10 protein-coding genes are annotated in these 12,976 nt (G+C 61.3%); 8 read left to right on the plus strand and 2 right to left on the minus strand.

The window, feature by feature from the left end:
* The first annotated feature begins 87 nt into the window (after positions 1 to 87).
* A complete protein-coding gene (locus tag BUC26_RS15875) occupies positions 88 to 489 on the plus strand; it encodes a response regulator (RefSeq protein ID WP_084540705.1) in 402 nt (133 codons plus the stop codon).
* Between the two features lie 3 nt (positions 490 to 492).
* The gene (locus BUC26_RS15880; protein WP_073377575.1) at positions 493 to 825 is read left to right on the plus strand and encodes an Hpt domain-containing protein; all 333 of its coding nucleotides are present in this window, start codon (positions 493 to 495) and stop codon (positions 823 to 825) included.
* A gap of 237 nt (positions 826 to 1,062) precedes the next feature.
* On the opposite strand, the gene BUC26_RS15885 is transcribed toward BUC26_RS15880, so the two are convergent.
* Both BUC26_RS15885 and BUC26_RS15890 read right to left on the minus strand, forming a co-directional pair.
* Entirely contained in the window at positions 1,063 to 2,514 is a 1,452-nt protein-coding gene (locus BUC26_RS15885; RefSeq protein WP_279626307.1) for a UDP-N-acetylmuramate--L-alanine ligase, read from the minus strand.
* Positions 2,507 to 2,692 (minus strand): hypothetical protein, encoded by a 186-nt coding sequence (locus tag BUC26_RS15890; protein ID WP_073377577.1) that lies wholly within the window; start codon positions 2,690 to 2,692, stop codon positions 2,507 to 2,509. Before BUC26_RS15890 ends, BUC26_RS15885 begins: the two co-directional genes overlap by 8 nt.
* A 490-nt stretch (positions 2,693 to 3,182) precedes the next feature.
* On the opposite strand from BUC26_RS15890, the gene BUC26_RS15895 reads away from it, so the two are divergent.
* From BUC26_RS15895 to BUC26_RS15920, 6 genes are all read left to right on the plus strand, one after another.
* Positions 3,183 to 3,842, plus strand: a complete 660-nt coding sequence (locus tag BUC26_RS15895; RefSeq protein ID WP_073377578.1) for a GntR family transcriptional regulator — start codon at positions 3,183 to 3,185, stop codon at positions 3,840 to 3,842.
* Between the two features lie 162 nt (positions 3,843 to 4,004).
* Positions 4,005 to 6,479, plus strand: coding sequence for a PAS domain S-box protein (locus tag BUC26_RS15900; protein WP_073377580.1), 2,475 nt, complete (start codon positions 4,005 to 4,007; stop codon positions 6,477 to 6,479).
* Positions 6,480 to 6,734: 255 nt separating this feature from the next.
* Positions 6,735 to 7,934 (plus strand): TolC family protein, encoded by a 1,200-nt coding sequence (locus BUC26_RS15905; protein WP_073377581.1) that lies wholly within the window; start codon positions 6,735 to 6,737, stop codon positions 7,932 to 7,934.
* Positions 7,931 to 9,439 (plus strand): efflux RND transporter periplasmic adaptor subunit, encoded by a 1,509-nt coding sequence (locus BUC26_RS15910; protein ID WP_073377583.1) that lies wholly within the window; start codon positions 7,931 to 7,933, stop codon positions 9,437 to 9,439. Before BUC26_RS15905 ends, BUC26_RS15910 begins: the two co-directional genes overlap by 4 nt.
* Complete coding sequence (locus BUC26_RS15915) at positions 9,436 to 12,567, plus strand: efflux RND transporter permease subunit (RefSeq protein ID WP_073377584.1); 3,132 nt, start codon at positions 9,436 to 9,438, stop codon at positions 12,565 to 12,567. Before BUC26_RS15910 ends, BUC26_RS15915 begins: the two co-directional genes overlap by 4 nt.
* On the plus strand, positions 12,564 to 12,938 hold the full coding sequence (locus BUC26_RS15920; RefSeq protein ID WP_073377586.1) for a copper-binding protein: 375 nt from the start codon (positions 12,564 to 12,566) through the stop codon (positions 12,936 to 12,938). The genes BUC26_RS15915 and BUC26_RS15920 overlap by 4 nt, the downstream gene beginning before the upstream one ends.
* Positions 12,939 to 12,976 lie beyond the last annotated feature (38 nt).

Raw genomic sequence — 12,976 nt, forward strand, 5'->3', positions numbered from 1 at the left:
TGGTATACCATACGGAAAAGGTGCCGCTGGCGCAACAGACCTTTTCGTCCGCCTCAGCGTGGTTGGTTTGTCACGGGATCGTCAGTCATGTTGAAGATACTGGTCGTTGAAGACGAATTTATCAGCCGCACCCTGCTCATCGAGATGATGGCCACTTACGGGATCTGTCACGTTGCGGTCGATGGCCGGGAGGCGATGGATGTGCTGCGCCGGTCGTTCGAGCATGGCGAACGCTACGATCTGGTCTGCCTCGATATTATGATGCCCGAGATGGACGGACAGGAAGTCCTCACCGAAATCAGGACGATGGAGCGGCAGCTTGGTCTGTCCGGCCGTCAAGCCACCAAGGTGATCATGACGACGGCGCTGACCGATTCGCAGAGCATCATGAAGGCCTTTGCCGAAGGGCATTGTGAAGCCTATCTGACCAAACCGATCGATCGCTCCAAGCTGATCGCCACGCTGCGTGACCTGAACCTTATCGAATGAGCCATGACCGACAGATTCAGACAGGAACGGATCAAGAACTATCTGCTCAACCAGTTCAATCTTCCCGCCGAACAGATCGAAACCATGATTCCCGGCTTTATCACCTCGCTGGCGGACCATCTGGCAAAGCTCGAGGAGGCCTTTCACGGCGGAGATCTAGAAAAACTCGGTAGAGCCGGGCACACTATCAAGGGCGCCCTGCTCAATCTCGGCCTCCACGAGTGTGCCGATCTTGCCTACGAGATCGAAAAGAAAGGCAAGAAGCAGCAGGGCGACAGCGAGCTGGAACGACTCTTCGTGACGCTGCGCGATACCCTGCAGCCCTATCTCCAGTAACTTCCTTGGTCGGGATTCGCAACGAACAAAAAAATCGGTGCCTGTGGACGGATGGACTGGTCGGTCCTGCCTCCGGCTGCTGCGCTGCGGCCTGATTCTCCGGCCCGCCGGGCCTACGCGATGCAGCCTCCGGCAGCACCGACCAGCCCGGGCAACTTCATTCTTTTTAAAAACAGCTCTGCGAATTACCCTCGATTGATCCGCCGAACTGGCGATAGCGATGCTGTACTCTCTTCGCTACCGCTCGGCCAGCACGGCCAGCAATCTTCGGTGGATATCGTCGAAGCCGCCGTTCGATAGAATAGCAATCACGTCGCCCGGTCGGGCGATCTCCCCGAGCCGAGTCAGGATCGCATCGGTGTCGGCGCAGGCGACGGCCTTACCGCCGTTCCGGTCGATCTCGTCGGCGAGGAGCGCCGCGGAGAGTCGGTCCAACCGGTCGGTTTCCTTGAGGATCGGCGGTTCTTTGATAATCGCCAGGTGGGCTGCGCCAAACGAGGCCGCGTACGCTTGTTGAAAGAGTGAGCGCCGCGATGAGTTGGAGCGCGGCTCAAATACCGCGATCAGGCGGCGGTCACCATAGGCTTGTCGCAACGCGATCAGGGTCTCTCGGACGGCCGTCGGGTGATGGGCAAAGTCGTCGATAACGATGATATCGTCGACGACGCCGCGGATTTCCTGGCGCCGTCTGACTCCTTTGAAGGCGTTGCAGCCGGCGAGCAGCGCGGTCCGGTCGAGGCCGAGGTGGGACATAACCGCCACCGCAGCAGTCGCGTTGAGGCAATTGTGCAGGCCCGGTTGGTGGATGGTCATGTCGGCGAACAGTGCATCTCCTCGGTAGAGTTGGAAGCTCGTTTTTTCCGGCTTCTGATCGATGACGCCGATCCGCCAGTCACGACCTACTTGCCGGCCGTAGCTCTGCACCGGGCAGCGGGCCGAGGCAGCGATCTCGGCGACTACCGGGTCGTCAAGATTGGCCACCAGCAAACCGTGTTGCGGCAGCAGGGAGACGAAGCGGTGAAATGAGTGCTTGATCGCCTCGAGGTCGGCAAAGATGTCGGCATGATCGAATTCGATTGAGGTGATCACCGCCACTTCCGGACGGTAGTGGAGAAACTTTGATCCTTTATCGAAAAAAGCAGTGTCGTATTCATCACCTTCGATGACGAAAACCGGCCCCCCGCCTAACCGGTAATTTGACCCAAAGTCCTGAACGATGCCGCCGATCAAAAATCCGGGATCGGCGCCGGCCGTATGCAGCGCTGCGGCGAGCAGTGAAGCGGTCGTCGTCTTGCCGTGGGTGCCGGCGATCACCAGCGGCCGCCGGGAGGCGAGAAACAGCGTGGCGACGGCCTGCGGCATGGACAGATAGGGCAGGCCGGCATCAGCCAGTGCTCGGGCTTCCGGATTGTCCCGGCTGATCACGTTGCCGACGACGACCAGGTCCGGACGGTGGCTGAGGTTTTCCGGTTGGTAGCCGGCAGCTACTTCGATGTCGAGCCGGTCGAGCAAGTCCGACATCGGCGGGTAGAGCGGATTATCCGATCCGCTGACCCGATAGCCCCGTTCGCTCAGCATGCCGGCCAAAGCGGCCATGGCGGTGCCGCCGATGCCCATCAGGTGGATCGATTGCACCGTTGCCGGCAACCGGTTCAACGCCGGGTCGAGCAGGTGCGTTGTTTCAGTCACCTTTGCCCACCGTTTCGGCGATGGTGGTGTGGATGGCCTTGAAGGTCTCGTCGAAGGTGGCCGGGGTCAAGCGGCCGACCTCGATAAACTTGACGGCGATCTCCTTGGCGATCTTGAGCACGGTGTCGTCCGATACCGGCGCGTCTCGCCGGTCCTGACGTTCTTTTTTCGGATCCATGGCTGCCTCCACGGGCGTTCTGATACAAAGCGTGGTTATTCGCGGGCGGGGGACCACTATGCCGGCTGTCCATCCGCCGTTATGCCGGCAAAAGCGCCTCTGCTGCCGGAAGAAGGCCAATTCGTCACAGAGCAGCAGAGGCGTGGGCCGACGGAAAGAACCGGTCAAGCCCTCCCCGCTCGGAGTCGTCAGAGGAGCTTGAAAAATTAGGAATTTCGTTCAAAATCAAGGCGCGCAAGAAAATTTTACCGCGGGCATGTGTATAATATTCCAAGGAAAAATGTGACTGCGTAACGATGATATTGGGCGGAATAACAATTTTTCAAGGTTTCCATCAATTGTCGTAGAGGCAGGTTATAATCGAGCCATGGCGCCGATGCAATGAGATCCTCGATCGCCGGTGCGTTTGGTGCCGTCTGGTCGTCCAGAGGTCGCTTGCATCTTTTCACCCGTTGTCCTATATTATCGATAATTTTTCTGCGGAGGTGTTATGGCCACCACAAAAGTGGTTCGCAAGAGTCTGAAAGATCAGGTCAAGAAAATCCTCATCGAGCGCATCGTCGAGGGGACCCTGGTGCCGGGAGACCGCATCAAGGAGCTGCAGGTCGCAAAAGAGCTGGGCACCAGTCAGGCGCCGGTGCGGGAGGCTATCCGGTGCCTGGAAACTCTGGGCTACATCGATCATATTCCCCATGTCGGGGCGATGGTCAAAAATTTCAATCGCCGGGAGCTGGAAGAGGCTTACCAGGTCCGTGAGGCTGTTGAAGTGTTTGCCGTTGCCGGCCTGGAGGAGACGTGCGACGAGGAGGCGTGCGCCCCGCTGCTCGCCGTATTGGAACGGTGTCTTACCGACATGCAAACAGCCGTTGCGCAGCGTGAGATTCAGTTGTTGACCAAGGCCGACAACCGGTTTCACCGGGCAATTGTCGAATTTTCCGGCAACACGACCATGGTTTCGGTGTGGGATTCGCTGAAAATCCAGGTCCAGGTGGTCGGTACCCTGGTTGAAGCGGCCATGCCGCTGCAAACCATCTACGAACTGCACCCGCCGATCGTTGGCGCCCTCCGGCAGCAGCGCAGCCGCGATGCTGCCGCCTTGCTGACGGACCACTATCGCACCATCAAGACATTCTGGGGCAGGAGCGACTGAGCCGGAAACGAACGTGTCTGCCGGTGCCCACAGGTGTGCTTTCCCCTTGCCCTGGCTGCGTGCCTGTGATACACGGGAAGATGAGTGCTGCGATGTGTCAATGTTCCAAGGTAGTTACCTGGTCCTCTTGAAAACGGCTCGCATCCTGACAATCATGTTGCCATGATCCTTGATCTGATCAAAAATATCGCCCTGCTTGTCACCCTGGCCGTCGGGTTACGGTTTCTCGGCTACCGTTTCGAGCAGCGCCGTGCCGTTTTCCTGGTCATGGCCGGCGGCCTCTTCGGCCTGGTCGGCGTTGTTGGCATGATGACACCGCTGCAGTTTGCGCACGGTATCATCTATGACGGCCGATCAATCGTGCTGAGTCTGGCCGGGTTGTTCGGTGGTCCGGTGGTGGCGGCGATAGCGGCGCCGATCTGCGCGGCGTATCGTTTCTATCTCGGCGGTCCTGGAGCGATTCCCGGTATTGCGGTGATCGTGGAAGCGGCCGCCCTGGGCGTCGCTCTCTTCTACCTGCGCCGACGTGATGACCGCTGGGTGAGCCCGTTGCCCCTGCTGCTCTTCGGGGGCGTGGTGCATGCGGTGATGCTTGGTCTGCAGCTGCTCATCCCCGGAGTGGGCCCTGAGATCGTCAGGCGGATCGGTCCGAGTGTCATGATCTTTTTTCCGCTCGCCTTTTTGCTGATCGCCCAGATTTTTCTCGAAGTTGAGCGCCGGCGGCAGGCCGAGAAAGGGCTCAGGGAGAGCGAAGCGTATTATCGCAGCCTGTTCGAGTACAACCAGGTGCCGATGCTTATTATCGATCCGGACCGGTTGACCATCGTCGATGCCAACCCGGCCGCCGTCGATTTCTATGGCTGGCCGCGGGAACAGCTGTGCGGTATGCCGGTTGCCCATATCGACACCCTCTCCGAGGATCGGATCAAGACCGGCTTTGACGCGGCCAGGCAGAGCCAGCGATACCATGCAATGCTGCAGCACAGACTGGCCGACGGTTCGCTCCGTGATGTCGATTTGTATAGCGGTCCGATCCGCGTCGGCGGGCGCGACCTACTCTATGCCCTGATCTACGATATTTCCGAGCGCATCCTAGCCGAAGAGCAGGTACGGCAGCGTGAGGCATACCTGCGGGCGCTGATCCAGGCCTCACCGATGGCGGTTATCGGGCTGAACACCGAGGGTACGGTTTTGTCCTGGAACAGCGGTGCCGAGACAGTGTTCGGCTGGCGGGAAGACGATGTGGTCGGTAGACCTGTTCCCTTTATCGCGCCGGGGCAGGAAGATGAGTTTGCTGAGATGCGGCGTCGGATCCTTGCCGGCGAGACCATTTCCCGGCTGGAAGCGTCGCATCGTCGCAAAGACGGCTCACCGGCCGAGGTAAGCCTGTCCGCGGCACCGGTTGTCGGTGGTGACGGCAGCATTGTCTCGATTGTCGGGCTCATCGAAGATATCTCCCAACGCAAGCAGGCCGAGCGGGAGCACGAACTGCTCGAGCGACAATTGCTGCAGGCCCGGAAGATGGAGGCAATCGGCCAGTTGGCCGGGGGCGTTGCCCACGACTTCAATAACCTGTTGCAGGTTATCAGCGGCCACGGCGAGATGATGACCGAGAAACTGGGGCCGAACACCGGCCTGCAGAAGGATCTGGCGCAGATGATGACCGCCGCGGAACGGGCGGCGACACTAATTCGCCAGTTACTCGCGTTCAGTCGGCGCCAGGTCCTCGACATGAAGGATGTCGATCTCAACGTCGTTCTCACCGATTGTATGAGTATGCTGCGTCGCTTGATCGGTGAGCACATCTCTCTCAGTTTGCTCAACGGGCATCGGTTGGCCACGGTTCGGGCCGATGTCAACCAACTCGAACAAGTCGTCATCAACCTCTGCATCAATGCCCGCGATGCCATGCCTGAAGGCGGTTTGATCACCATCGAGACCGAGAACGTGCGGATCGACGAATCATTCCGGGACGACCACCCCTGGGCCCGGCCCGGACGCTACGTGCTGCTCAGCGTCACCGATACCGGCTGCGGCATGGATGACGAGACGCGGACCAGGGTCTTTGAACCGTTTTTCACCACCAAGGCTATGGGGCATGGGACCGGACTTGGTCTGGCTACCGTCTACGGTCTGGTGAAACAGCACGAAGGCATGGTCCATGTCTACAGTGAAGTCGGCAAAGGCACCACCTTCAAGATCTATCTGCCGGCTGTCGAGCGCGCCGCGATCCAGATCGGCGACAAGATCGAAGGGGCGGTGATTGGGGGCGGTGAGACGGTCCTGGTGGCCGAGGATGAGGACATGGTCCTGAGGCTGACAGTGACCATTCTCGAGGGCGCCGGTTACCGCGTCCTGTCCTGTTGTGATGGCGAAGAGGCCGTGCAACGTTTTCGGGACCATGCCGACGTCATCGACCTGGTTCTGCTTGACGTGGTGATGCCGAAGTTGGGCGGATTCAGCGTCTATGAGCAGATCAAGGCCATCCGTCCCGAGGTCCGGGCCATTTTCTCCAGCGGCTACAGCGTCAATGCGATCCACGCCGATTTCGTGCTGCACGAAGGGGTGCAACTGCTCCAGAAACCGTGTGGCCGAGACGACCTGTTGCGCAAAGTCCGCTCGGTGCTCGACCAATGATGCTCAGCCGACCCTGAACCGTATCTCGGTTCCGCTACCCCCACACTTCCCGTCGACACCTCCGACCGCTTCTCCGGTTTCGGTCGATTTCTCCTTTTTGTCGTTTCCACCCGCTATGGACCTTCGAGCCCGCTTGCTATTTGCTGGTGGAGGATCTATTGTTGCTACCACAACGTAGTAACTATAGGCCAAGGAGGAGCCATATTGATCTATTTCGCTGAACGACGACGCAGGCGCAGACGGCTGCCAGCTGTAATGCTAACAACTGCCATCCTCTTTATCGCATGCCAGCTGCCTCGCGGTATCGCGACGGCAGCGGTGCTTGAACTTGCCGAGGCGGAAGAGCTCGGCGTGGCACGGGATCTGCCGCTGCAGGCCGCCGCGCTTCAGGCCGCCCGGTATCGAGAGCAGGCCGCCGGTGACGCGCAGTTTGCCGATCCGCAGCTCATCGTCGGCTACGAAGACGGGTATACGATGAAGGAATACACGGTCGGCCTTCGCCAGCAGATACCGCGCTTGAACAATCTCGATCTGCGCCGATCGATCGGTCAGTCCCTGGCGGCGGGGGAAGAGTATCGTTCGCACCTGGCGGCCCGGGCGGTACTGCGCGAGGTTCGGCTGGCCTGGTTTGATCTCTGGTACCGGATCCGGGCCGTACAAGTCTCCCGGCACCATGGTGCCGTTCTTGGCGAGCTGGCAGCGGCCGCCGAAGAACGCTACGCGGCGGGTTCTCTGTCGCAACAGCAACTGCTCGTGCTCGAACTGGAGCAGCGGATGCAGCAGGATCGGTTGCTTGCAGCACGGGAGCGGGAGGAAACTGCTCGTGCCGAGCTGGCCCGCCTGATCGGTGACCTCCCGGCAGCCCGGCCGCTGCCCGAAGAGCTGCCGGAACTGCCGGCGCTGCCGTCGCGCCAGGAACTGTTGGCGTCGTTGCCGCACCATCCGGTCGTGCGGGTTGTCCACTCCCGGGTGCAGGCGGCTCAGGAGCAGGCCGAATTGGCCGGTCAATACTATTCCGGCTTCATGGTCGATCTGCTCTACCGGCGCAATGACCAGGAGGAAGATCGGCTCGGCGTCATGTTCACGGTGCCGTTGCCGGTCGGGCCTGGGGAGCGCCAGGATCGCCGGCAGGCTGCCGGCCGTCTGCAGGCCGAAGCGACAGTGCTGGAGCGCGACAATATCCTGCGCACGCTGGTCGGCGAAGTGGACAGTGCTTTCAAACGGTTTGACCGTTTGTCCGAGCGGCTTCAGCTGTATCGCCAGTCCATCATGCCGCAGAGCCGCCTGGCCGCCGAGGCGACGGCAACCGGCTACCAGCACAATACCGAAGATTTCCTCAACGTGATGCGGGCCATCGTCATGGAGCTGGAAAACGAGCTGAACCAGGCGCAGCTGCAGGCTGACCTGGCCGCAACCCATGCCGCGCTGCTCTATTATCAGGAGTCTGAATTATGAAATTATTCGTCTGGCTGACCCTTGCCTTCGTCGCCGGCGCGGCAGGCAGCTGGCTGCTGCTGCAGGCGCCGGCCGACGGGGAATCGGCCGATCAACCGGCGCTTGCGGCCGCCGGTCAGGACGAGCGGCGCGTTATCTACTATCGGCACCCGCACAGCCCGCGCATCACCTCCGACAAACCGATAAAAGACGAGATGGGGATGGACTATATTCCCATCTATGCCGACGCCGATGAAGCAGGCGGCAGCGACCTGCGCATCGCTCCGGAAGTGGTGCAGAACCTCGGGGTACGCACCGCCACGGCGAAGACCGCAACGGTGACTCCGACCATCGAGGCCTTTGCAGTCGCTGCTTATGATGAGCGGCTGCTCGCCCATGTCCATGTCCGTGCCGAGGGATGGGTGGAACGATTGGCGGTGCGCTCTCTCGGCGAGCGCGTCCGGCGCGACGATCTGCTGTTCGAGTGGTATTCGCCGCAATTGGTCAACGCCCAGGAAGAGTACCTGCGTGCCGCCGGTATCGGCCGGCCCGGGGTCCGGCAGGTGGCACTGGACCGTCTCTCGGCGTTGGGCCTTGCCGCCACTACCATCGAGACGCTGACGGCCAGCGGTCGGCCGTTGCAGACGATTCCGGTCTATGCTCCGGCCGACGGTGTCGTCACCCAGATCGGCGTGCGTGACGGTATGTACATTACCCCGGCCGTCGACCTGCTGACCCTTGCCGATCTCTCCAGTGCCTGGGTCTATGTCGATCTCTTCGAGCATCAGGCACCCCTGGTGACCGTCGGCCAGCCGGCTACTCTGACCCTGGCCAGTTATCCGAACGAGCCGCTGCAGGGTAGCGTCGAATTCCTCGAACCGCAACTCGATCCGCAGACCCGCACCGTCCGCGCCCGGCTGCGTTTCGACAATCCGGACGAGCGGATCAAACCCAATATGTACGGCCGGGCGCAAATCATGCTGTCGCCGCGCCAAGATGTGCTGCTCATCCCGCGCCAGGCACTGATCCGCAGCGGCGATGAGCAGCGGGTGATATTGGCCCGTGAGGGTGGACGCTTTGCTGTCGCCTTTGTGGAGAGCGGTCCGGAGTTCGGTGACGAGGTGGAAATCATCTCCGGTCTCAGTGACGGTGACACGGTGGTCGTTTCGGCACAGTTTCTACTCGATTCGGAAAGCAGCCTGAGGGCCGCCTTCACCCGGATGGAGCCGCTGGCCGAAGAAGGGCACGAAGCACAAGAAGAGCAGGGTGCGGCAGGAGTCCTGGCCGTCTGGAGCAGCGGCACCTATCACGGGCCGGGCAACAAAGAGGGGACCATTTCGCTTTCCCACGAACCGATCACCGAATTCGGCTGGCCGGCGATGAAGATGGATCTGCCGTTGGCGCCGGATGTCTCGGTCGGTGAGTTGGCGCCGGACACAGCGATCAGTTTTCAGCTCGAACGGCTCGATGACATCACCTACCGGATTCTTGCCGTTCAGCCGCAGCCGGGCGGAGAGCAGCAATGATTGCTGCGGTGATCCGTTGGTCGATTGCCAACCGGGTGCTGGTGGTGATCGGCGCCGTCCTGCTCACCGTCTGGGGGATCTATGCACTGCAGCGCACCCCGCTGGATGCCATTCCCGATCTCTCAGACGTCCAGGTGATCATCAAGACCAGCTATCCCGGCCAGGCGCCGCAGGTGGTCGAGCAACAGGTGACCTATCCGTTGTCCAGCGCCTTGCTGGCCGTGCCCAAGGCGGTGGCGGTGCGCGGTTATTCGATGTTCGGCGATTCCTTTATTTACGTTATTTTCGAAGAAGATACCGATCTCTACTGGGCCCGGTCGCGGGTCCTCGAATACCTCAGCCAGGTATCGGCCGGCCTGCCGGCAGGGGCGACGCCGTCGCTCGGCCCGGATGCGACCGGGGTCGGCTGGATCTATCAATACGCCCTGGTCGATCGCAGCGGGCGGCACGATCTTGGCCAGCTGCGGGCCTTGCAGGACTGGTTTCTGAAATTCGAACTGCAGACGGTGGCCGGCGTTTCAGAAGTGGCGACCGTCGGCGGCATGGTGCGGCAATACCAAATTGTCGTTTCACCGGAGAAGATGCGGGCCTATGGCATCACTGCCGGGCAGATCGCCGAGGCGGTACGCAGGGCCAACCAGGAGTCGGGCGGCTCATCGATTGAGATGGCCGAAGCGGAGTACATGATTCGGGCCAAGGGCTATCTGCAGAGCGCTGACCAGCTACGGCAGGTACCGGTGAAATTGGGGGCGGACGGCGTGCCGGTGTTGCTCGGCGATGTGGCCGAGATCGGCCGGGGACCGCAGATGCGGCGAGGTATCGCGGAACTCGACGGGGAAGGGGAGGTCACCGGCGGTATCGTCGTCATGCGTTCCGGTGAAAACGCGTTGGCGGTGATCGAGCGGGTCAAGGCCAAACTCGATGAATTGCGGCCCGGTCTGCCGGATGGTGTCGAGCTGGTGGAAACGTATGACCGGTCCGGCGTGATCGAGCGGGCCGTGACCAACTTGCGGGACACGGTGGTCAAGGAACTGCTCGTGGTGGTGCTCGTCTGCGCCTTGTTTTTGCTTCACCTGCGCTCTTCACTGGTGATTGCCATCAGCCTGCCGCTGGGGGTGCTCATCTCGTTTATCATCATGGAGCGGCAGGGGATCAATGCCAACATCATGTCGCTCGGCGGCATCGCACTGGCCATCGGCGCCATGGTCGATGCGTCGATCGTCATGGTAGAGAACGTGCACAAGCATCTGGAGCGGCAGCAGATGACCCCGGCCAACCGTTGGCAGATTATCTCCGCGGCCTCGGTGGAGGTGGGCCCGCCGCTCTTTTTCGCGCTGCTGATCATCACCGTCAGTTTCCTGCCGGTCTTCACGCTGGAGGCCCAGGAGGGGCGGCTCTTCGCTCCGCTTGCCTACACCAAGACCTACGCGATGGCCGCTGCCGCCGGGTTAGCGGTGACCCTGGTGCCGGTGCTGATGGGGTATTTCATCAGGGGCAAGATCGCCGCCGAACAGAAAAACCCCATCAATCGCGGCCTGATTGCCATCTATCGGCCGCTGGTTATTGGTGCGCTGCGGTTTCCGAAAACCATTATCGTGTTGGCGCTGGTCGCTGCGGCAAGTATCTGGTATCCGCTGGGTCGGATCGGCTCCGAGTTCATGCCGGAACTGGACGAGGGCGACCTGCTCTATATGCCGACCACGCTGCCGGGCATCGCTCCGGGCAAGGTTGCCGAACTGCTGATGCAGACCGATCGCCTCATCCTGACGGTGCCCGAGGTCAAAAGGGTCTTCGGCAAGGCCGGCCGAGCCGAGACGGCCACCGATCCGGCACCGCTGACCATGCTGGAGACTACCATTCAACTCCATCCCCGCGAGCAATGGCGACCCGGCATGACCACCGCCGGGATTATCGAGGAACTTGATCGCATCGTCAAGCTGCCCGGAGTGACCAATGCCTGGGTGATGCCGATCAGGACCCGCATCGACATGCTGGCCACCGGTATCCGTACCCCGGTGGGTATCAAGGTGGCCGGCCCGGACCTGGCGGTGATCGAGCAGATCGGCGCAGCGGTGGAACAGGCCGTCCGGAACCTGCCGGGTACCCTGTCGGCCTATTCCGAGCGGGTGACCGGCGGGCGCTATATCGATATCGATGTCGATCGCCGTGCCGCCGCCCGCTATGGGATGAATATCGCCGACGTGCATGAGGTGGTGCGTACCGCTATCGGCGGCATGAATATCGACCAGACCATCGAAGGGCTGGAGCGTTATCCGATCAATCTGCGCTATCCCTCCGACTGGCGTGATTCGCCGGACAAGCTGCGCCTCCTGCCGCTGTCGACCCCGAGCGGGGTCTGGGTCAGTCTGGGCCAGGTGGCCCGGGTCTCGGTCGTCGACGGTCCGCCGATGATCCGCAGCGAGAATGCCCGTCTCAGCGGCTGGACCTACGTCGACATCCAGGGGCGCGATCTCGGCGGCTATGTCCGTCAGGCGCGTGATGCGGTGCAGCGCTATGTGGACCTGCCGCCGGGGTATTCGATCAGCTGGTCGGGGCAATACGAGTATCTGGAACGGGCCAGCCAGCGGCTGCAACTGGTCGTGCCGCTGACGCTGGCCATCATCATCGTGTTGCTCTACCTCAGCTTTCGCCGGATCGGCGAAACCCTGCTGATCCTGCTGACGCTACCGCTGTCGCTGGTCGGTGGATTCTGGTATTTGCATTGGCTCGGCTACAACTTGTCGGTGGCCACCGGGGTCGGTTTTATCGCACTGGCCGGGGTGGCCGCGGAAACCGGTATCGTCATGCTCGTCTATCTCGATCAGGCTCTGCAGAAGCGGCTCGACGCCGCCCATAAGGGTGCCCGCAGGGTAACCGTCCTCGAATTGCGCGAGGCGCTGATCGAAGGGGCGCTGTTGCGCGTTCGGCCGAAGATCATGACCGTCGGCACCGTTATCGTCGGCCTGCTGCCGATCATGTTCAGCGAAGGGACCGGCGCCGAGGTGATGCGCCGGATCGCCGCTCCGATGCTGGGCGGCATGGTCAGTGCCACGGTGCTGACCCTCGTCATCATTCCGGCGATCTATTTCGTCTGGAAAAAACAAACCATCAAGGAGAAACGATTATGAACCGATGTCAAACCCTCGCCGCCACGATCATCGCCTCTACGGCACTGCTCTTGTTTGTCGCCGGTACCGCGGTCGCAGCAAGCCACGGTCATAGCGCCCACACCGGCGGTGAAGCGACCGCCGGCGGCAGCCACCAGCAGATGATGAAGCAGGTGGACACCAAAGCTCAGGTAATGGCCGTCGCCGCCGACGGAAAATCCGTGGAAATCGATCACCAGCCGATCCCCGAACTGGGTTGGCCGGCCATGCAGATGAGCCTCGACCTGGAATCCCCGGAACTGGCCACGGGCATTGGAGCCGGCGATCAGGTCACCGTCACCATCAAGCAGCTATCGGCCACCCAATACGTCATCACCAACATCAAGAAGTAAAAGCGGGGTCAGGCTTGACAAGTTGACTTATTCCCGGT

Source organism: Desulfofustis glycolicus DSM 9705, assembly GCF_900130015.1.
Classification (GTDB): domain Bacteria; phylum Desulfobacterota; class Desulfobulbia; order Desulfobulbales; family Desulfocapsaceae; genus Desulfofustis; species Desulfofustis glycolicus.